At 60.3% G+C, this 21,549-nt stretch carries 17 protein-coding genes; 8 read left to right on the top strand and 9 right to left on the bottom strand.

What is annotated here, in order from left to right:
• Positions 1-7: 7 nt before the first annotated feature.
• Positions 8-847: an alpha/beta fold hydrolase gene (locus AB4N74_RS12005; protein WP_257355390.1), complete on the bottom strand. Its 840-nt coding sequence runs from the start codon at positions 845-847 to the stop codon at positions 8-10.
• 266 nt (positions 848-1,113) lie between these two features.
• On the opposite strand from AB4N74_RS12005, the gene AB4N74_RS12000 reads away from it, so the two are divergent.
• Genes AB4N74_RS12000 through AB4N74_RS11985 form a run of 4 tightly spaced genes read left to right on the top strand, consistent with a single transcriptional unit; the run spans position 1,114 to position 5,355 of the window.
• The gene (locus AB4N74_RS12000) at positions 1,114-1,569 is read left to right on the top strand and encodes a (2Fe-2S)-binding protein (RefSeq protein ID WP_003224136.1); all 456 of its coding nucleotides are present in this window, start codon (positions 1,114-1,116) and stop codon (positions 1,567-1,569) included.
• 22 nt (positions 1,570-1,591) lie between these two features.
• Positions 1,592-3,754, top strand: coding sequence for a xanthine dehydrogenase family protein molybdopterin-binding subunit (locus AB4N74_RS11995; protein ID WP_257355389.1), 2,163 nt, complete (start codon positions 1,592-1,594; stop codon positions 3,752-3,754).
• 1 nt (position 3,755) lies between these two features.
• A complete protein-coding gene (locus AB4N74_RS11990; protein WP_093442488.1) occupies positions 3,756-4,334 on the top strand; it encodes a hypothetical protein in 579 nt (192 codons plus the stop codon).
• A gap of 55 nt (positions 4,335-4,389) precedes the next feature.
• Positions 4,390-5,355 carry a GGDEF domain-containing protein gene (locus AB4N74_RS11985; protein ID WP_093442483.1) on the top strand — a complete coding sequence of 322 codons (966 nt, stop codon included), beginning with the start codon at positions 4,390-4,392 and terminating at the stop codon, positions 5,353-5,355.
• 572 nt (positions 5,356-5,927) lie between these two features.
• On the opposite strand, the gene fabI is transcribed toward AB4N74_RS11985, so the two are convergent.
• The 8 genes from fabI to gloB form a co-directional block, all read right to left on the bottom strand.
• Positions 5,928-6,722: an enoyl-ACP reductase FabI gene (gene fabI / locus AB4N74_RS11980; RefSeq protein WP_007910591.1), complete on the bottom strand. Its 795-nt coding sequence runs from the start codon at positions 6,720-6,722 to the stop codon at positions 5,928-5,930.
• A gap of 19 nt (positions 6,723-6,741) precedes the next feature.
• On the bottom strand, positions 6,742-8,352 hold the full coding sequence (locus tag AB4N74_RS11975) for an ABC transporter ATP-binding protein (RefSeq protein WP_460100358.1): 1,611 nt from the start codon (positions 8,350-8,352) through the stop codon (positions 6,742-6,744).
• Position 8,353: 1 nt separating this feature from the next.
• A complete protein-coding gene (locus tag AB4N74_RS11970; protein WP_093430714.1) occupies positions 8,354-9,373 on the bottom strand; it encodes an ABC transporter permease in 1,020 nt (339 codons plus the stop codon).
• A gap of 1 nt (position 9,374) precedes the next feature.
• On the bottom strand, positions 9,375-10,448 hold the full coding sequence (locus AB4N74_RS11965; protein ID WP_007910584.1) for a microcin C ABC transporter permease YejB: 1,074 nt from the start codon (positions 10,446-10,448) through the stop codon (positions 9,375-9,377).
• Positions 10,449-10,452: 4 nt separating this feature from the next.
• Positions 10,453-12,294, bottom strand: coding sequence for an extracellular solute-binding protein (locus AB4N74_RS11960; protein WP_460100354.1), 1,842 nt, complete (start codon positions 12,292-12,294; stop codon positions 10,453-10,455).
• Positions 12,291-14,123 carry an extracellular solute-binding protein gene (locus tag AB4N74_RS11955; protein ID WP_099756511.1) on the bottom strand — a complete coding sequence of 611 codons (1,833 nt, stop codon included), beginning with the start codon at positions 14,121-14,123 and terminating at the stop codon, positions 12,291-12,293. The genes AB4N74_RS11960 and AB4N74_RS11955 overlap by 4 nt, the downstream gene beginning before the upstream one ends.
• A 336-nt stretch (positions 14,124-14,459) precedes the next feature.
• Positions 14,460-15,923, bottom strand: coding sequence for a transglycosylase SLT domain-containing protein (locus tag AB4N74_RS11950; protein WP_093430717.1), 1,464 nt, complete (start codon positions 15,921-15,923; stop codon positions 14,460-14,462).
• Between the two features lie 99 nt (positions 15,924-16,022).
• Positions 16,023-16,790, bottom strand: coding sequence for a hydroxyacylglutathione hydrolase (gloB, locus tag AB4N74_RS11945; protein WP_093431663.1), 768 nt, complete (start codon positions 16,788-16,790; stop codon positions 16,023-16,025).
• 66 nt (positions 16,791-16,856) lie between these two features.
• On the opposite strand from gloB, the gene AB4N74_RS11940 reads away from it, so the two are divergent.
• The 4 genes from AB4N74_RS11940 to AB4N74_RS11925 all read left to right on the top strand — a co-directional run bounded on the left by AB4N74_RS11940 (position 16,857) and on the right by AB4N74_RS11925 (position 21,542).
• Entirely contained in the window at positions 16,857-17,615 is a 759-nt protein-coding gene (locus AB4N74_RS11940) for a class I SAM-dependent methyltransferase (RefSeq protein ID WP_093430718.1), read from the top strand.
• A gap of 91 nt (positions 17,616-17,706) precedes the next feature.
• On the top strand, positions 17,707-18,177 hold the full coding sequence (gene rnhA / locus AB4N74_RS11935) for a ribonuclease HI (RefSeq protein ID WP_093430719.1): 471 nt from the start codon (positions 17,707-17,709) through the stop codon (positions 18,175-18,177).
• 217 nt (positions 18,178-18,394) lie between these two features.
• The gene (dnaQ, locus tag AB4N74_RS11930) at positions 18,395-19,153 is read left to right on the top strand and encodes a DNA polymerase III subunit epsilon (RefSeq protein ID WP_093430720.1); all 759 of its coding nucleotides are present in this window, start codon (positions 18,395-18,397) and stop codon (positions 19,151-19,153) included.
• Between the two features lie 133 nt (positions 19,154-19,286).
• Positions 19,287-21,542, top strand: coding sequence for an Orn/Lys/Arg family decarboxylase (locus tag AB4N74_RS11925; RefSeq protein WP_460100348.1), 2,256 nt, complete (start codon positions 19,287-19,289; stop codon positions 21,540-21,542).
• Positions 21,543-21,549: the final 7 nt, after the last annotated feature.

The raw sequence follows: 21,549 nt of genomic DNA, 5'->3' as shown, positions 1-21,549 counted from the left end.
CATAAACTTACAGATCTTCACCGCGAATAAACGCCAGCAGATCGGCGTTAATCGTCTCGGCCTCCGTCGTCGGCATCCCGTGCGGGAATCCCGGATAAGACTTCAGCGTGCCATTGGGCAGCAACTTGGCCGACAACGGCCCCGAATCTGCGTACGGCACAATCTGATCATCCTCGCCATGCATCACCAGCACCGGTACCGTGACCTTCTTCAAATCCTCAGTAAAATCCGTCTGTGAAAACGCGACGATCCCGTCGTAATGCGCCTTCGCTCCACCGATCATGCCCTGACGCCACCAGTTGGCAATAATCCCCTCCGATGGCGTGGCACCCGGCCTGTTGTAGCCATAAAACGGCCCCGTCGGAATGTCCCGATAGAACTGCGCCCGGTTCGCCGCCAGTTGCGCCTGAAAATCATCGAACACCGATTTCGGCAGCCCACCCGGATTGCTCTCGGTCTGCACCATCAACGGTGGCACCGCACTGATCAACACACCTTTGGCGACGTTGGCCTGACCATGCCGGGCAATGTAATGGATCACCTCACCGCCACCGGTCGAGTGGCCGACGTGCACGACGTTCTTCAGACCCAGATGGTTGACCACGGCCAGCGTGTCGTCGGCGTAATGATCCATATCGTGGCCATCCCAGACCTGACTCGAACGCCCATGCCCACGGCGATCATGGGCAACCACCCGAAAGCCTTTGCCCAGGAAGAACAGCATCTGCGCATCCCAATCGTCGGAACTGAGCGGCCAGCCGTGGTGGAAGTGGATCACTGGCGCGTCTTTCGGGCCCCAGTCCTTGTAGAAAATCTCGACGCCGTCTTTGGTGGTGACAAATCCCATGTTCGCAACTCCAGACCAATCTGATGGATAACCCGCGCGGTGATCGCGGACCGGTTTCGCTCATGACGAGTTTTCTACAGTGCAGGCTCAGTGCGAGCCGTTATCAACTGTAGGATTAAAGTCGACATCTGCATGACCGGTGGTCGCAACGTCTGGCTTCGTACGCAAATTAGGCTTTGCTGAAAGGGATAAGCCGAGGCGCGCGTAGGCTTTGCTGGCCACAGCGGCGCCCCTTCAGAACACCGTGAGTCTGAGGAATTTCCCCGATGCTGACCTTGAATATCAATGGCAAGGATCAGGAGCTCGATGTCCCTGCGGACATGCCGTTGCTCTGGGTCCTGCGCGATGTCGCGCACCTGACCGGTACCAAATTCGGCTGCGGCATGGCCCAGTGCGGGGCCTGCACCGTGCACGTTGACGGGGCGCCGTTGCGCGCCTGCATTACGCCCGCGACCGCCGTAGCGCATGGCCAGAAAATTCTCACCATCGAAGGGCTGTCCACCGACGGTTCGCACCCGGTGCAGCAAGCCTGGGCCGAACTCGACGTGGTGCAGTGCGGTTACTGCCAGTCGGGGCAGATCATGTCTGCGGCGGCACTGCTGGCGAAAATCCCCAAACCCACCGACAGCGATATCGATCAGGCGCTCTCCGGCAATATCTGCCGTTGCGGCACCTATCCCCGCATTCGCGCAGCGGTTAAGCGTGCATCGGAAATCGGCTGATTCAATCTGTGGGAGATAGGCGATGAACAGTCCTGTATCGCGTCGGGGTTTTCTCAAGGGCAGCGCCGTGTTGGGCGGCGGTCTGGTGGTGGCGTTTGTCGTCCCTGGCGGCCACAAGTTTGCCTATGCGGCCGAGAATGAAGGCAAGGTTTTCGCGCCGAATGCGTTTTTGCGCATCGCAGCAGACAACAGCGTCACCGTTTTGCTGGGGCATTCGGAGATGGGCCAAGGCATCTGGACCGGCCTGACCATGTTGATTGCCGAAGAGCTGGACGCCGATTGGTCGAAGATCCGCGTCGAGCACTCACCCGCGTCGGCGGCGGATTACGGCATGCCCGGTTTTGGCGGCATGCAGATTACCGGCGGCTCGACGTCGACGTGGATGGAATTTGACCGCTATCGACTGGCAGGCGCGACCGCGCGGCAGATGTTGGTGGAGGCGGCGGCGAAGCGCTTTGAGGTGGCGCCGTCGGCCATTCGCACCGAATCGGGCGTGGTGATTGCCGGTGACAAACGTGCAACTTATGGCGAGCTGGCGGATGCCGCCGGGCAATTGCCGGTGCCGGATCCGAAGTCTATTACCTTCAAGGAAGCCAAGGACTGGAAAGTCATTGGCAAACCGACCAAACGCCTCGACACACCGGAGAAAATCACCGGCCGCGCCAAGTTCGGCATGGACGTGCAGTTTGAAGGCTTGATGACCGCAATGGTCGCGCGCCCACCGGTATTCGGTGCCACTGTTAAATCTTTCGAAGGCGCTGAAGCGCTGGCGGTGCCGGGCGTACACAAAGTGGTGCAGGTACCGACGGGCGTGGCGGTGATTGCCGAGCATTACTGGGCGGCGAAACTGGGGCGTGATGCGCTGAAGGTCGATTGGGATCTGGGTCCGCATGCCGATCTGAGCAGCGAGAAATTGCTGGCGAGTTTCCGCAAACTGGCCGCCACGCAAGGCACGTCAGCCAGTCAGGCCGGTGATGCCAAGGGCAGTTTTGGCAAAGCGGCGAAGAAGATCGATGTCGAATACAGCGTGCCTTATCTGGCTCATGCGCCGATGGAACCGCTCAACTGCACGGTGAAGATCAGCGCCGAGAAATGCGAAATCTGGACCGGCACACAATTCCAGACGCTGGATCAAATGGTCGCTGGCAAGATCACCGGACTGAAACCGGAGCAGGTGGAAATCCACACCGAATTCCTTGGCGGTGGTTTTGGGCGCCGGGCCAACCCGACATCAGACTTCGTCGCCGAGGCGGTGCAAGTGGCGAAAGCCGCCGCGATGCCGGTGAAAACCGTGTGGTCGCGCGAAGACGATATTCGCGGCGGGTACTACCGCTCGATGTTTCTGCATCAGGCGAAGATCGGCCTCGGTGCTGATGGCTTGCCGTCGAGCTGGCAGCACGTACTGGTCGGGCAATCGATCATGACCGGCACGTTGATGGAGGCGACGATGGTCAAAAACGGCATCGACCCGACCTCGGTCGAAGGCGTGGCCGACAGTCCTTACGTCAAAGGCCTGGCCAATCATCAGGTCGATCTGCATTCGCCGCAAACGGGCATCAATGTGTTGTGGCTGCGTTCGGTGGGTCATAGCCATACCGGTTTTGTCATGGAATCGCTGATCGATGAAATGGCCACGGCGGCGGGCAAGGATCCGGTCGAGTACCGACGAACCTTGCTCAAGGATCATCCTCGGCATTTGGGCGTGCTCAATCTGGCGGTGGAAAAGGCTAACTGGAAAGCCCCGTTGCCGGACGGCCATGCGCTGGGCGTGGCGGTGCACGAGTCATTCGGCAGTTACGTGGCGCAGGTCGCGGAGGTGTCGCAGGACAATCTGGCAATTCGCGTGCATCGCGTGGTCTGTGCGGTGGACTGCGGGATTGCGGTGAACCCGCAGAGCATCGCGGCGCAGATGGAATCGTGCATCACTTTCGGTCTGGGCATGGCGCTGCACAGCAAGCTGACGCTCAAGGACGGCGCGGTGGTGCAGTCCAACTATCACGATTATCAGGTGCTGCGGCTCAACGAGATGCCGGTGGTGGAAGTGCACATCGTGCCCAGCAGCGACAAACCCGGCGGCATCGGCGAGGCCGGTGTGCCGCCGACCGCGCCAGCCGTGGCCAACGCGGTGTTCGCCCTGACCGGGCAACGTCTGCGCGAGTTGCCGCTGCAACTGTCGGGGGTGTGAGATGAAACGACATCTAGTGTTGGGCACGGTGGTTCTACTGGGGCTGGGCGGTTATGCCTCGGATCTGTTTGCCGATGATCAGGAAGCCTTGAAAGCCTTCACCACCGTACAGAAAGTCTTCCAGAGTCCGCGCTGCCAGAACTGCCACATTCCCGGGGATTCGCCGTTGCAGTTCGACGCCGGCATTCCCCATGCGATGAACGTGGTGCGCGGCATGGACGGCAAGGGCGCGGCCGGTTTGCCCTGTGCAACCTGTCACGCGGAAAACAATCCGCCGGCGAGTTACGGCCCGCATGCACCACCGGGTGCGCCGCACTGGAGCCTGCCGCCGGCGGCGCACAAAATGGCCTGGATCGGCCTGCCGCCGGACAAGCTATGCGCGATGATCAAGGATCGCTCGAGCAATGGTGATCGCGACTTTGCTGCGCTGATCAAGCATGTCAGCGAAGACAAATTGGTGCTGTGGGGCTGGAGTCCCGGGGCAGGGCGCGCGCCGGTGCCAGTACCGCACGATATTTTTGTCACGCAATTCAAGCTCTGGGCCGATGCGGGCGGGCCATGCCCGGTGGCGCAAATGTGAGCCATTGCCAAATTAGCGCTACGCTTGGAAGCATTGTTGCCAATGGAGTGTGCTGATGCTGGTTCCAGGAAAACCTGCGAATGAAACGGCGCGCGTTCAAGCGTTGCACGGTCTTGAGCTGCTCGATTCCGCCCCTGAAGAACGTTTCGATCGACTGACGCGGTTGGCCAAACGCCTGTTCAATGTGCCGATTGCACTGGTGACGCTGGTCGACACCAATCGGCAGTGGTTCAAGTCGTGCGTGGGCCTGGATGTCAGCGAGACACCGAGGGATGTCTCGTTTTGCGGTCATGCGATTCTTAACGACGGCCTGCTGTTGGTGCCGGACGCTCGCGAGGATGTGCGCTTCCATGACAACCCGTTGGTGACGGGCGCGCCGAACATTCGTTTCTACGCCGGTTATCCGCTGACCGTGCCCAATGGCAACAAAATGGGCACGCTGTGCCTGATCGACACCAGGCCCCGCGACCTCGACGAGGAAGAGCGTGCGTTGTTGCGTGATCTGGCGGAAATGGCCGAGCAAGAGTTGGCTGCTGTGCAGATCGCGAGCATGGATGAGTTGACGTTGCTGTCCAATCGCCGTGGTTTCAAGCAACTGGCGCAGCATGCACTGGACGCCTGCGCACGGCTGGAACGGCCGGCGACCTTGCTGTTTTTCGACCTTAATGACTTCAAGCAGATCAACGATCTGTATGGGCATGCCGAGGGTGACAGTGCGCTGAAGACTTTTGCCGACGTGCTGCGCATCGCCTTCCGCGAGAGTGATGTGGTCGGGCGGCTCGGTGGCGATGAGTTCGTTGCGCTGCTGACCGGCTCCAGCCATATTGAAACGACGGCGATCATGGCGCGGCTCAAGGATATTCTCGAAGAGCGCAATGCCACGTTGCACCGGGGCTATGCGATTCGCTTTAGCGTGGGCCAGATCGAATATGACGCCAAGCGCCATGAGACCGTGGATCGGCTGCTGGCGGATGCCGATAGCGCGATGTATGTGCACAAGCAGGCCTTGAAGCGTTGTTAGCGAATGCACCGTAGATCGCTTGTAGGCGTGAGTCTGCTCGCGATAGTGTCCGGCCATCAACCTCTTCATTGCCTGACCCAGCGCTATCGCGAGCAGGCTCACTCCTACAGGGGTGTCGGGTGTTCTCAAATCCCGGTTCACCACAAATCCATGTGGGAGCGAGCCTGCTCGGGAAGGCGTCCGGTCAGGCAACATCTCCGTTGAACGTGCTGGCCTCTTCGTGAGCAAGCTCACTCCCACGGGTCCTTCGGTGTTCAAAACATCCCGGTTCACCACAAATCCATGTGGGAGCGAGCCTGCTCGCGAAGGCGTCCGGTCAGGCAACATCTCCGTTGAACGTGCTGGCCTCTTCGTGAGCAAGCTCACTCCCACGGGTCCTTCGGTGTTCAAAACATCCCTGTTCACCACAAATCCATGTGGGAGCGAGCCTGCTCGCGAAGGCGTCCGGTCAGGCAACATCTCCGTTGAACGTGCTGGCTTCTTCGTGAGCAAGCTCACTCCCACAGGGGGCAGTGTTGCAGGCATAAAAAAACCCGCCAGATCGGCGGGTTTTTTTATTGGCTAGGCGAAGATCACTCTTCGATGTTGCCCATGGCGGTGGTGTTGAAGCCGCCGTCGACGTACATGATTTCGCCGCTGATGCCCGACGCCAGGTCGGAGCACAGGAAGGCGCCGGCGTTGCCGACTTCGTCGATGGTGACGTTGCGACGCAGTGGGGTTTGCGCTTCGTTGGCGGCCAGCATCTTGCGGAAGTTCTTGATGCCCGAGGCTGCCAGGGTACGGATCGGGCCAGCCGATACGCAGTTGACGCGGGTGCCATCCGGGCCCAGGGAGCCGGCCAGGTAACGTACGCCAGCTTCCAGCGAAGCCTTGGCCATGCCCATCACGTTGTAGTTCGGCATGGTGCGCTCAGCGCCCAGGTACGACAGGGTCAGCAGGCTGCCGTTGCGGCCTTTCATCATTTCGCGGCCGGCTTTGGCCAGGGCCACGAAGCTGTAGGCGCTGATGTCGTGCGCGATGCGGAAACCGTCACGGGTGGTGGCTTCGGTGAAGTCGCCGTCCAGTTGGTCGCCCGGAGCGAAGCCAACGGAGTGAACGATGCAGTCCAGGCCGTCCCACTTCTTGCTCAGTGCTTCGAAGACCTTGGCGATTTCTTCATCGCTGGCCACGTCGCACGGGAAGCACAGCTCAGGGCTCGAACCCCAGCCTTGGGCGAATTCTTCAACACGACCTTTCAGTTTGTCGTTCTGATAAGTGAAGGCAAGCTCAGCGCCCTCGCGATGCATGGCGGCAGCGATGCCGGATGCGATGGACAGCTTGCTGGCGACACCGACGATCAGTACGCGCTTACCGGCGAGAAAACCCATGTGTTGCTCCTCTTTCAGGTTATTGCGCAGTGGCTGGTGCCAAAAAAGCGGCTTCCAGCAACTGCTGTGTATACGGATGTTGGGGGGCGGCAAAAATACTTTGCGCGTCTCCCTGTTCGACCACTTGGCCATGCTTGACCACCATCAGCTGGTGGCTCAGCGCTTTGACGACAGCCAAATCATGGCTGATAAACAAATACGTCAGGTTGTACTTGGCTTGCAGTGAACGCAACAGCTCCACCACTTGCCGCTGCACCGTCCGGTCGAGGGCCGACGTCGGCTCGTCCAGCAGGATCAGCGCCGGTTTCAGCACCAAAGCCCGGGCAATGGCGATTCGCTGCCGTTGCCCACCGGAAAATTCGTGGGGGTAGCGGTGCCGGGTTTCCGGATCCAGACCTACCTCCTTCAATGCCGCAATAATCGCCGCCTCTTGTTCCTCGGCGGTGCCCATCTTGTGAATCCGCAGGCCTTCGCCAACGATATCGCTGACACACATGCGCGGGCTCAGGCTGCCAAACGGGTCCTGAAACACCACCTGCATTTCCCGCCGCAACGGGCGAACCTCGTTCTGCGTCAGGCAGTCTAGCTGCTTGCCTTCAAAACGGATCACGCCTTTGCTGCTAATCAGCCGCAAAATCGCCAGACCCAGTGTGGATTTGCCGGAACCGCTTTCCCCCACAATCCCCAGGGTCTGACCCTGAGGCAGGCTGAAATTGATGCCATCCACTGCCTTGACGTGATCCACCGTGCGCTTGAGCAGGCCTTTCTTGATCGGGAACCAGACTTTCAGGTCCTCGACTTCCAGCAGTGGCGCGCCGATTTTATTGTTCGCCGGGCCTCCGCTGGGTTCCGCGCCGAGCAATTCCCGAGTGTACGGATGCTGCGGCGAACGGAACAGCTCTGCGCACGATGCCTGTTCGACGATGCAACCGCGCTGCATGACACATACGCGATGCGCAATTCTTCGCACCAGGTTCAAATCGTGACTGATCAGTAACAGCGACATGCCCAATCTGGCCTGTAATTCCTTGAGTAAATCGAGGATTTTCAACTGAACGGTCACATCCAGCGCCGTGGTCGGTTCGTCGGCAATCAACAATTCCGGCTCGTTGGCCAGGGCCATGGCGATCATCACACGCTGGCGCTGGCCACCGGACAGCTCGTGGGGCAGAGCCTTGAGGCGCTTGTGCGGCTCGGGGATGCCGACCATCTCCAGCAGCTCCAGCGTGCGCTTGGTCGCGACTTTGCCGGTCAGGCCCTTGTGGATGCCGAGCACTTCGTTGATCTGCTTCTCGATCGAATGCAGCGGATTCAGCGAGGTCATCGGCTCCTGAAAGATCATCGCGATGCGGTTACCGCGAATATGGCGGATGGTCTTTTCGCTGAGCCCCAGCAGATTTTGCCCGGCGTAATTGATGCTGCCGGCCGGATGGCGGGCCATCGGATAGGGCAGCAGGCGCAGGATCGAGTGCGCAGTCACCGATTTTCCCGAGCCGGATTCGCCGACCAGCGCCAGGGTTTCGCCGCGTTTGATGTCGAAACTCACGCCTTCGACGACCCGGTGCACGCGCTCGCCGAAACCGAATTCGACGGCGAGGTCGCGCACTTCGATCAGATTGTCCTGATTCATTTCACTTCCTCGGGTCGAAGGCATCGCGAGCGGACTCGCCGATAAACACCAGCAAACTCAACATCAACGCCAGCACGGCAAAGGCACTCATGCCCAGCCACGGCGCTTGCAGGTTGGATTTGCCCTGGGCGACCAGTTCACCCAGCGACGGACTGCCGGCCGGCAAGCCGAAACCGAGGAAGTCCAAAGCGGTGAGGGTGCCGATGGCGCCGGTGAGGATGAACGGCATAAACGTCATGGTCGAGACCATCGCGTTGGGCAGGATGTGGCGGAACATGATCGCGCCGTTCTGCATGCCCAGCGCTCTTGCTGCGCGCACGTATTCGAGGTTGCGGCCACGGAGGAACTCGGCGCGCACCACGTCGACCAGGCTCATCCACGAGAACAGCAGCATGATCCCCAGCAGCCACCAGAAATTTGGCTGGACAAAACTGGCGAGGATGATCAGCAGATACAGCACCGGCAGCCCCGACCAGATCTCCAGAAATCGCTGCCCGGCCAGATCGACCCAGCCGCCATAGAAACCCTGCAAAGCACCGGCAATCACGCCGATGATCGAACTCAGCACGGTCAACGTCAGCGCGAACAGCACCGAGATGCGGAAACCGTAGATCACCCGCGCCAGCACATCGCGGCCCTGATCGTCGGTGCCCAGCAGGTTATCCGCCGAGGGCGGCGCCGGGGCCGGGACTTTCAGGTCGTAATTGATGCTCTGGTAGCTGTAGGGAATTGGCGCCCACAACACCCACGCATCCTTGGCCTTGAGCAGTTCGCGGATGTACGGGCTCTTGTAGTTGGCTTCCAGCGGAAATTCGCCGCCGAAGGTGGTTTCCGGGTAACGCTTGATCGCCGGGAAGTACCAGTTGTTGTCGTAATGCACCACCAGCGGCTTGTCGTTGGCGATCAGCTCGGCGCCCAGGCTCAGGCCGAACAGCACCAGAAACAGCCACAGCGACCACCAGCCACGCTTGTTGGCCTTGAACAGTTCGAAGCGGCGGCGGTTGAGAGGGGACAGGTTCATCTCAATGCTCCCGGCTTTCGAAGTCGATGCGCGGATCGACCAGGGTGTAGGTGAGGTCGCCGATCAGTTTCACCACCAGCCCCAGCAGGGTGAAGATGAACAGGGTACCGAACACCACCGGATAATCGCGGTTGATCGCCGCTTCGAAACTCATCAGGCCGAGGCCGTCGAGGGAGAAGATCACTTCCACCAGCAAGGATCCTGTGAAGAAGATGCCGATGAACGCCGACGGGAAACCGGCAATCACCAGCAGCATGGCGTTGCGGAACACATGGCCGTACAACACGCGATGACGCGTCAGGCCTTTGGCCTTGGCGGTGACCACGTATTGCTTGTTGATCTCGTCGAGGAAGCTGTTTTTGGTCAGCAGGGTCATGGTCGCGAAGTTGCCGATCACCAGTGCGGTCACCGGCAGCGCCAGGTGCCAGAAGTAATCGAGGATCTTGCCGCCGAAGCTCAGTTCATCGAAGTTGTTTGAGGTCAGGCCCCTTAGCGGGAACCAGTCGAGATAACTGCCGCCGGCAAACACCACGATCAGCAGGATCGCGAAGAGAAACGCCGGGATCGCATAGCCGACGATGATCGCCGAACTGGTCCAGACGTCGAAATGGCTGCCGTGCCGCGTGGCTTTGGCGATCCCCAGCGGGATCGACACCAGGTACATGATCAGCGTGCTCCACAGCCCCAGCGAGATCGACACCGGCATCTTTTCCTTGATCAGGTCGATGACCTTGGCGTCGCGGAAGAAACTGTCGCCGAAATCCAGCTGCGCGTAGTTCTTGACCATGATCCACAGACGTTCCGGGGCCGATTTGTCGAACCCGTACATGTGTTCGATTTCCTTGATCAGCGCCGGGTCCAGACCCTGCGCGCCGCGGTAGGACGAGCCGGCCACCGACACCTCGGCACCGCCGCCGGCAATCCGGCTGGTGGCGCCTTCGAAGCCTTCGAGCTTGGCGATCATCTGTTCCACCGGGCCACCGGGCGCGGCCTGGATGATCACGAAGTTGATCAGCAGAATGCCGAACAGGGTCGGGATGATCAGCAGCAGTCGCCGAAAAATATACGCCAGCATCTGATTACTCCGTGCCCACAGGGTCGGCTTGCAGTTTGGTTTCGACTTCTATTGCCGGTTTTGCGTCGGGCTTGACCCACCAGGTATTAATCCCGATGTCGTACTTGGGCGAGACTTTCGGGTGACCGATGTGGTTCCAGTACGCCACGCGCCAGGTCTTGATGTGCCAGTTCGGCACCACGTAGTAACCCCATTGCAGCACGCGATCCAGTGCGCGGGCGTGGGCCACCAGGCTTTTGCGTGAGTCGGCGTTGATCAGGTTTTCGACCAGTTGATCGACAATCGGATCCTTCAGGCCAATGGTGTTGCGGCTGCTCGGTTTGTCGGCAGCGGCGCTCATCCAGAATTCGCGCTGTTCGTTACCCGGTGAGTTGGACTGCGGGAAGCTGCCGACCATCATGTCGAAGTCCCGCGAACGCACGCGGTTGATGTACTGCGAAACGTCGACGCGGCGGATTACCAGATCGATGCCAAGGTCGCTGAGGTTGCGCTTGAATGGCAGCAGTACGCGTTCGAATTCGGTCTGCGCGAGCAGGAACTCGATCACCACCGGTTTGCCCGTGGAGTCGACCATTTTGTCGTCGACGATCTTCCAGCCGGCCTCTTGCAGCAGTTGGTAGGCCTCGCGCTGCTGCGCGCGGATCATGCCGCTGGCATCGGTCTTCGGATTCTCGAACGCTTCGCTGAACACCTGCGCCGGCAGTTTGCTGCGAAACGGTTCGAGGATCGCCACTTGATCGGCATCGGGCAGGCCGGTGGCGGCCATTTCCGAGTTCTCGAAATAGCTGCGAGTGCGGAAGTAGGCGCCGTTGAACAGCTGTTTGTTGGTCCATTCGAAATCGAACAGCAGACCGAGCGCCTGACGCACCCGCACATCCTGAAACACCGGCCGGCGCAGGTTGAAGACGAAGCCCTGCATGCCGGTCGGGTTGCTGTTGGCGATCTGTTCCTTGATCAAACGGCCTTCGGTAACCGCCGGGATGTTGTAGGCGTTGGCCCAGTTCTTTGCGGTCATTTCCAGCCAGTAATCGAATTGTCCGGCCTTCAGCGCCTCAAGGGCGACGGTGTTGTCGCGGTAGTAATCGGTGGTCATCGTGTCGAAGTTGTAGAAACCACGGTTGACCGGCAGGTCCTTACCCCAGTAATCCTTGACCCGCTCGTAACGCACTGAACGTCCGGCCTTCACTTCGGCAACCTTGTAAGGGCCGCTGCCCAGCGGGATTTCCAGGTTGCCCTTGGTGAAATCACGATCGGCCCACCAATGTCTGGGCAGCACCGGTAACTGGCCGAGGATCAGCGGCAGTTCGCGGTTATTGGTGTGCTTGAACTTGAAGAGCACTTTCAGCGGATCTTCGGCGATTACCTCGGAAACGTCGCTGTAATAGCCGCGAAACAGTGGAGAGCCTTCTTTTGTGAGCGTGTTGAAGCTGAACACCACGTCCTCGGCGCGTACCGGGTGGCCGTCGTGGAAGCGCGCTTCCGGGCGCAGGTAGAAACGCACCCAGCTGTTGTCCGGGGCTCTTTCGATCTGCCGGGCGATCAGGCCGTATTCGGTGAAGGGTTCGTCGAGGCTGTGTTTGGTCAGAGTGTCGTAGATCTGCCCGACGTCATCGGCCGGTACGCCTTTGCTGATAAACGGGTTGAGGCTGTCGAAGCCGCCGAAACCGGCCTGACGGAAGATGCCGCCCTTGGGCGCATCGGGGTTCACATAATCGAAATGCTTGAAATCGGCCGGGTATTTAGGCGGCTCGTTGTACAGGGTCACGGCGTGTTGCGGAGCGGCAAAAGCCAGCCCGGCGAACAGCAAACCGCTGGCCTGGACGAGCAGGGCGCGGATCGGTTTCATTGATCTTTCTCCGAAGACTTCAGCCACCACGCGCTCAGGCCCAGGGTGTAGGGCGGCGTGGTGACGAAGGCCAACCGGTTGCGGTAGGCCAGACGGTGATAATTGAGGTACCAATTGGGAATGCTGTAGTGCTGCCAGAGCAGCACGCGGTCGAGCGCCTTGCCGGCGGCGACCTGCTCGTCGCGGGTGCGCGCGGCGAGCAATTGTTCGAGCAGGTGATCCACTACCGGGTTGGCAATGCCTGCGTAATTCTTGCTGCCCTTGACCCCGACCTGACTGGAGTGGAAGTACTGCCACTGCTCAAGCCCCGGACTGAGGGTCTGGTTGAGCGTCATCGAGATCATGTCGAAATCAAATTGATCGAGGCGCTGTTTGTACTGCGCCCGATCCACGGTGCGCAGGCGCGCGTCGATGCCGATGCTGTTGAGGTTCTCGATATAGGGCTGGTAGAGGCGCTCAAGGTTCGGATTGACCAGCAACAGCTCGAACCGCAGCGGTTGGCCGTCAGCGTTTTGCAGGCGCTGACCGTTGAGCTTCCAGCCGGCTTCGGCGAGCAATGCCAATGCCTTGCGCATGGTTTCCCGGGGGATGCCGCGACCGTCGGTTTGCGGCAGGGTGAACGGCTCGGTGAACAGCTTGGCCGGCAGTTGTTCCTTGTACGGCTTGAGCATCAGCCATTCATGCCCGACCGGCAGGCCGGAGGTGGTGAACTCGCTGTTGGGGTAGTAACTGGTGGTGCGTTTGTAGGCATCGCTGAACAGCGCGCGGTTGGTCCACTCAAAATCGAACATCAGGCCCAGCGCTTCACGGGTCTTAACGTCCGAGAACGTCGCACGGCGGGTGTTCATGAACAGGCCCTGAGTCTGGGTCGGGATCTGATGCGGGATCTGCGCCTTGATCACGTCGCCACGGCGCACGGCGGGGAAGTTGTAGCCGTTGGCCCAGTTCTTCGCCTGATGCTCGATGTAAATGTCGAACTCGCCAGCCTTGAACGCTTCGAAGGCCACGTCGCTGTCGCGGTAAAACTCGACTTCCATGCGATCGAAGTTGTACTTGCCGCGATTGACCGCCAAGTCCTTGCCCCAGTAATCCTTGACCCGCTCGAAGATCAACTGCCGGCCCGGCGTCACCGAAGTAATGCGATACGGGCCGCTGCCCAACGGTGGTTCGAAGGTGGTGGCCTTGAAGTCGCGGTCTTTCCAGTAATGCTGCGGCAGCACCGGCAACTCGCCGAGGCGCAGGATCAGCAGCGGATTGCCCGAGCGCTTGAGCACGAAGCGAATGCGCTGCTTGTTGAGAATGTCGACCCGCAGCACTTCCTGTAACGCGGTACGGTACAGCGGATGGCCGTCCTTGAGCAGCGTTCGATAGGAGAAAGCCACGTCATAAGCGGTGATCGGCGTGCCGTCGTGGAAACGCGCCTCGGGACGCAGGTTGAAGACGACCCAGCTGCGATCTTCGCTGTACTCCACCGATTGCGCGATCAAACCATAGCTCGACGCCGGCTCGTCACCGGACGGCGAATACTGGCCGGTGCCGACCATTAGCGGCTCGTTCAGCTCATTGATGCCGTACTGGAGGAAATTCGCGGTGGTCACCGGGCTGGTGCCTTTGAACGTGTACGGATTGACCGTATCGAAGGTGCCGAACGCCATCACCCGCAACGTACCGCCCTTGGGCGCTTGCGGGTTGACCCAGTCGAAGTGGGTAAATCTGGCCGGGTACTTGAGCGTGCCGAACTGCGCATAACCGTGACTTTCGGTAATCGTCGCGCTTGCGGTTGAGCTCAAGGCCAGGCTGATCAGGAGCAGGAGGAGGGGACGCTTCAAGTCAGATCCGATCCAGGCGGCTTGGGCTTAGTGGGCCGTACAGTAACAGCTTGTCTGGACAGGAAAAAGACGGGAGTTAATGCAGGGTTAATCGTTTGCGCGAAGAGCCCCTCACCCTAACCCTCTCCCGGGGGGAGAGGGGACTGACTGTGGTGTCTGGGCGAATTGCATCGACGTGCGATACCGAGTCGAACTCGGATTTTGAACAGCACGGAGATCGGCTCCCTTTCCCCCTCGCCCCCGTGGGGGAGAGGGCTGGGGTGAGGGGGATCGATCTAAAGCACGCCACAAAATCCGGACGAAAAAAAAGCCCCTGAAATCTCAGGGGCTCTTCTGTCAGTGCGGCTGATAAACCGTGAGCATCTGCCCAGGCTTCAGTGCTTTGCCCGCACCCGGATTCCAGCGCTTGAGATGCTGCATCTCAACGTTGAAGCGCTTGGCCACCACGTACAGCGTGTCGCCGCGTTTGACCTTGTACTGGGTTTGCTGCGCGCTGTCGTCCTTGCCTTTGCTCTTGCTGTTGGCCGCAATCACCGTGTTGACCCGGCCGGATTTGCGCGCCGGCGCACGCTTGGTGGTGTCTTGCATCACCAGGGTCTGACCAACCTTGAGGTTCTTGCCGGTCAGCTTGTTCCAGCGCTGCAGATCCTTGACTTCGACCTTGTTGGCCTTGGCGATGGAACCGAGGTTGTCGCCACGCTTCACCCGATAGGCACGCTTGAGCTGCGCCACTTCCGACGGATCGGCGCCTTCGAAGACTGGTTTCAGCGAACGCGGGCTGATCAGCTCTTCCGGACGCATGGTCTGCAAACTGGCCGTCAGCAATTGCGCCTTCGACGTCGGCACCAGCAAATGCTGAGGGCCGTCGATGGTGGTGCGTTGCTTGAAGGCCGGGTTGAGCTGGAACAGTTCGTCTTCGTCGATGTTGGCCACCGCAGCGACCTTGGACAGGTCCATGCGCTGGTTGATTTCGACGACCTGGAAGTACGGTTCGTTGGCGATCGGGTTGAGGTTCACGCCGTAGGCTTCCGGCGCCAGCACCACTTGCGACAGCGCCAGCAGCTTCGGCACGTAGGCCTGGGTTTCCGCCGGCAACGGCAGGTTCCAGTAGTCGGTGGGCAGACCGAGCTTTTCGTTACGTTCGATGGCACGGCTGACCGTGCCTTCACCGGCGTTGTACGCCGCCAGGGCCAGCAACCAGTCGCCGTTGAACATGTCGTGCAGGCGGGTCAGGTAATCCATCGCTGCCGTGGTCGAGGCGGTGATGTCGCGACGGCCATCGTAGAAGCGCGTCTGACGCAGATTGAAATAACGCCCGGTGGACGGAATGAATTGCCACAGCCCGACTGCATCGGCCCGGGAATAGGCCATCGGGTTGTAGGCGCTTTCAATCACTGGCAGCAGGGCCAGTTCCAGCGGCATGTTGCGTTCTTCGAGGCGTTCGACGATGTAGTGAATATAGAGACTGCCGCGTTCACCGGCGTTCTCGAGGAAAGAGGGATTGCTGGCGAACCACAGGCGCTGTTGCTCGATGCGCGGGTTGACGCCGAGACCTTCCTGCAGCTGAAAGCCCTGGCGCATGCGCTCCCAGATGTCCTGGGGAACCTGTGGGCTGGGCTTTTCGGACAGCCAGATCGGCTTCTGCTTGGCTCGCGCAGCAATGTTCGGCGTATGGGTCGCTTCAGTCTGCGGAGCATGGCTGGAACAGCCCGCCAGCGTGGCGGACACAGCCACCGCGATGGCTTGCGCCAGGCGGGTCAATGCGTCTGAATTGACGGACTTACGTATGGATGACGACATTGGCTGGAAGTAAGTTCCGGGCAAAAATGTCGGGCGATTCTAGAAAGCGCACCCCCTGCGGTCAACCATTCAGAATTTTTGTACCAAGTAGTGGGGGGCTTAGAACTTATCTTTCCAAGCCCGCAGAGCCGCAAATACCTCACTCGGCGCCCGGTTTTGAGCGCCTGCCCGTTCGTCCACTTTTTGTGTAACTAATGTTTCAGAGGTACGCAAGAACGGGTTTGTGAGCTTTTCCAGTGCAAGGGTCGAAGGCAGGGTCATGACGCCGTTTTGCCGCTGCTGAGTGACTTTTTCCAGACGGGCGGCGATGTCCGGATTGCCCGGCTCGACGGCGGCGGCAAACTTCAGGTTGCTCAGGGTGTATTCATGGGTGCAGTAGACCAGGGTATCTTCCGGTAGAGCAGCGAGGCGGCTGAGCGAGTGGTGCATTTGCTCCGGCGTGCCCTCGAACAGGCGACCGCAACCGGCGGCGAACAGGGTGTCGCCGCAGAACAGCAGGCCGTGGTGGTAATAGGCAATGTGTCCCAAGGTGTGACCGGGCACCGCATAGACGTCGAAGTCCCAGCCGAGCACGCTGACCGTGTCGTTGTCCTCGAGCGCCACGTCGCGCCCCGGGATGCTTTCGCTGGCCGGGCCGTAGACTTTTGCGCCGCTCAGCGCTTTCAGGCGTTCGACGCCGCCGACATGATCATGATGGTGGTGGGTGATCAGGATGTCGCTCAACACCCAGCCCGGATGCGCTGCAAGCCACGCCTGCACCGGCGCGGCATCGCCCGGGTCGACCACGGCGCAGCGCTGGGTGCGGTGATCCTGTAACAACCAGATGTAGTTGTCGGTGAACGCGGGCAGGGCACTGATCTGTATCATCGTCGGAATTCGCCAAGCGGAAAACATTGGCGCATCTTAGTAGTTCCTGGCGCTTTGGAGAATGCGATGAGTGATAAAGCGTTCGCACAGGCTGATCCTGACTGGCTGGCCCTGATCGGTGCAGCCCGTGAATGGCTGTCCGGCCCGCTCGGGCAATTTCTGCTCGATGAAGAGCGGCGCATGCTCGAAGACGAGTTGGGCCGTTTCTTTGGCGGTTATCTGGTGCACTACGGGCCATCGGCCGAAACCCCGCCGTCGGCACCGCAAGTGCAGCGCAATGTGCGCCTCGGTGCACCGTTGCCCGGGGTCGAGATTGTCTGCGAGGAGCAGGCCTGGCCGCTGAGCGAGCATGCCGCCGATGTGGTGGTGATGCAGCACGGTCTGGATTTCTGCCTGTCGCCCCACGGTTTGCTGCGTGAAGCAGCGAGCAGCGTGCGTCCCGGTGGGCATTTGCTGATCATCGGCATCAACCCCTGGAGCACCTGGGGCCTGCGCCATGTGTTCGCCCACGACGCCTTGCGCCAGGCGCGCTGCATCTCGCCGTCGCGGGTCGCCGACTGGCTCAATCTGCTGGGCTTCGCGCTGGAGAAACGCCGCTTCGGGTGCTATCGTCCGCCGCTCGCGTCACCCAAGTGGCAGGCCCGTCTGGCCGGCTGGGAACGCAAGGCCGGTGACTGGCAACTGTCGGGTGGCGGCTTCTATTTACTGGTCGCGCGCAAGATTGTGGTCGGACTGCGACCGTTGCGTCAGGAACGGCGCGAGCCGATGGGCAAGCTGATTCCGCTGCCGATGGCCAAGGTCAACCGCCGCCGCATCGAACCGTAAAACTTTCTTTTATTTGTGGCCGGGTGTGTCCCGGCCTCGGTCATTGTCGATCCGTGATCGGCAGGACAGGCATTTTTCTGGATAGATTGGCATGAGCGAAAGCGTTGAAAGCGTCGACACCGTAGAGCTGTTCACTGACGGCGCCTGCAAAGGCAACCCCGGCCCCGGCGGCTGGGGCGCCTTGCTGGTGTGCAAGGGCGTCGAAAAGGAACTGTGGGGTGGCGAAACCAACACCACCAACAACCGCATGGAACTGCTCGGCGCGATCCGTGGCCTCGAAGCCTTGAAGCGCCCCTGTGAAGTGCTGCTGGTGACCGACTCACAATACGTGATGAAGGGCATCAACGAGTGGATGGCAAACTGGAAGAAGCGCGGCTGGAAAACCGCCGCGAAAGAGCCGGTAAAGAACGCTGATCTGTGGAAAGAGCTGGATGAGCAGGTCAACCGCCACAAGGTCACCTGGAAGTGGGTGCGTGGCCATATCGGGCATCACGGTAACGAGCGGGCTGACCAATTGGCTAACCGTGGGGTGGATGAGGTTCGCGGTTACAAGCAGAGCTGATTTCGCTTCTGAACCGTGGTGTGGCCATTCGCGAGCAGGCTCGCTCCCACAGGGAAATGCATTCCAGATCTGATGCCCCTTCCCTGAATTGGAATGCATTCCAATGTGGGAGCGAGCCAGCTCGCGAAGGGCGCGCCACGGTCTGACTGAAACACCCCGCCGAGCGTGTTAACATCCGCGTTTTTTGCAAGATCGACCCGTTGAGAGCTGAACACTGATGGCCACCAGATCCGTTGTACTCGATACCGAAACCACCGGCATGCCGGTGACCGATGGTCACCGGATCATTGAAATCGGTTGTGTCGAACTGATCGGTCGGCGCCTGACGGGCCGGCATTTTCACGTTTACCTGCAGCCGGATCGCGAGAGTGATGAAGGCGCCATCGGCGTCCACGGCATCACCAACGAATTCCTCGTAGGCAAGCCGCGCTTTGCCGAAGTGGCCGATGAGTTCTTCGAGTTCATCAAGGGCGCGCAGCTGATCATCCACAACGCGGCGTTCGACGTTGGCTTCATCAACAACGAATTCGCCCTGATGGGTCAGCACGATCGTGCTGACATCACCCAGCACTGCTCAATCCTCGACACCCTGATGATGGCCCGGGAACGTCACCCGGGGCAGCGCAACAGCCTCGATGCGTTGTGCAAACGTTATGGCGTCGACAACTCCGGCCGTGAACTGCACGGCGCCTTGCTCGACTCGGAGATTCTCGCCGACGTCTACCTGACCATGACCGGTGGCCAGACCAGCCTGTCGCTGGCCGGCAACGCTTCCGACGGCAATGGCACGGGCGAGGGCGCGGACAACTCGGCGACCGAGATTCGCCGCTTGCCGGCTGATCGTCAGCCAGCGCGGATCATTCGTGCAACCGAAGAGGAACTGGCGGCGCATCTGGTGCGGCTGGAAATTATTGCCAAGTCTGCGGGTGGCCCGGCGATGTGGACGCAGATCGCGGAAGCTGACGCCCAGGCTTGAAGATCAACGGATCGGACGATCTTTGCTTTTGGCGGCATGAAGCCAACTGGCCACCCTCGCCACATTCGCTGCAACCCTCTACCCTTGAGTGCATTGGCCGATTCAATTCGGCCGCCTCAGGACACTGGGCCTCATGTACAAAGATTTGAAGTTTCCGGTATTGATCGTTCATCGCGATATCAAGGCCGACACGGTCGCCGGTGACCGTATCCGTGGCATCGCCCAAGAGTTGGAGCAGGAAGGTTTCAGTATCGTGTCGGCCACCGACTACGCCGAAGGGCGGTTGGTCGCGTCGACCCATCATGGTCTGGCGTGCATGCTGATTGCCGCCGAGGACGCCAGCACCCACTCGCATCTGTTGCAGAACATGGCCGAGCTGATCGGTCTGGCGCGAGTGCGGGCTCCGGATCTGCCAATCTTTGCCCTCGGCGAGCAAGTCACCCTGGAAAACGCGCCGGCCGATGCCATGGCCGAGCTCAATCAACTGCGCGGCATTCTCTATCTGTTCGAAGACACCGTACCGTTCCTCGCCCGGCAAGTGGCCCGCGCGGCGCGCAAGTACCTCGATGGCTTGTTGCCACCGTTTTTCAAGGCGCTGGTGCAGCACACCGCCGACTCCAATTATTCCTGGCACACCCCCGGCCATGGCGGCGGTGTGGCGTATCACAAGAGTCCGGTCGGGCAGGCGTTTCACCAGTTCTTCGGTGAAAATACCCTGCGTTCGGATTTGTCGGTGTCGGTGCCGGAGCTCGGTTCGCTGCTCGATCACACCGGGCCGCTCGCCGAAGCCGAAGCGCGCGCCGCGCGCAATTTCGGCGCCGATCACACCTTTTTCGTGATCAATGGCACCTCGACCGCCAACAAGATTGTCTGGCATTCGATGGTCGCGCGCGACGATCTGGTGCTGGTTGACCGCAATTGCCACAAGTCGGTGTTGCACGCGATCATCATGACCGGGGCGATCCCGCTGTACCTGTGCCCGGAGCGTAATGAGCTGGGGATCATCGGCCCGATCCCGCTGAGCGAATTCAGCCGCGAGTCGATTCAGGCCAAGATCGACGCCAGCCCGCTGACCAAGGGCCGCGCGCCGAAAGTCAAACTCGCCGTGGTCACCAATTCGACTTACGACGGCCTCTGTTACAACGCCGAGCTGATCAAGCAAAGTCTCGGCAACAGCGTCGAGGTGCTGCATTTCGACGAGGCCTGGTACGCCTATGCGGCGTTTCACGAATTCTTCGCCGGGCGCTACGGCATGGCCACCTCGCGCAGCGAAGACAGCCCGCTGGTATTCACCACGCATTCCACGCACAAACTGCTCGCCGCCTTCAGTCAGGCCTCGATGATTCATGTGCAGGACGGCGGTGCGCGGCAACTGGACCGTGATCGTTTCAATGAAGCGTTCATGATGCACATCTCGACTTCACCGCAGTACAGCATCATCGCCTCGCTCGACGTTGCCTCGGCAATGATGGAAGGCCCGGCCGGGCGTTCGCTGTTGCAGGAAACCTTTGACGAAGCGCTGAGCTTCCGTCGCGCGCTGGCCAATCTGCGGCAGCACATCGCCGCTGATGACTGGTGGTTTTCGATCTGGCAGCCGCCGGGTGTCGAGGGCATCGACCGCGTGCAGACCGAAGACTGGTTATTGCAACCGGATGCCGAGTGGCATGGTTTTGGGGAGGTCAGCGACGATTACGTGTTGCTCGATCCGATCAAAGTCACGCTGGTCATGCCGGGGTTGAACGCCGGCGGCGCGCTGAGCGAGAAGGGCATCCCGGCGGCGGTAGTCAGTAAATTCCTCTGGGAGCGGGGGCTGGTGGTGGAGAAGACGGGTCTGTATTCATTTCTGGTGCTGTTCTCCATGGGCATTACCAAAGGCAAATGGAGCACGCTGCTCACCGAGTTGCTGGAATTCAAACGCAGCTACGACGCCAATGTGCGCCTCGACACCTGCCTGCCGTGTGTTGCCCAGCAAGACACCGTGCGTTATCGCGGCATGGGCCTGCGGGATTTGTGTGATCAACTGCACGCCTGTTATCGCAGCAATGCCACGGCCAAACACCTCAAGCGCATGTACACCGTGCTCCCGGAAATTGCCATGAAACCGGCGCACGCCTACGATCATCTGGTGCGTGGCGAAGTCGAGGCGGTGCCGATCGATGAGCTGGAAGGGCGCATCGCCGCGGTGATGCTGGTGCCGTATCCGCCGGGGATTCCGCTGATCATGCCCGGCGAACGCTTTACCGAGTCGACACGCTCGATCATTGATTACCTGAAATTTGCTCGCACGTTCGATAGCAGCTTCCCCGGTTTTGTCGCGGATGTGCATGGATTGCAGCACGAAGATGAAGGCAATGGGCGGCAATACACCGTCGATTGCGTCAAGGAATGAGGACTTT

It is taken from the genome of Pseudomonas sp. H3_C08 (genome assembly GCF_054669455.1).
Note: the sequence above shows the minus strand (reverse complement) of the source record. Positions and strands in the feature narration are given on the sequence as shown.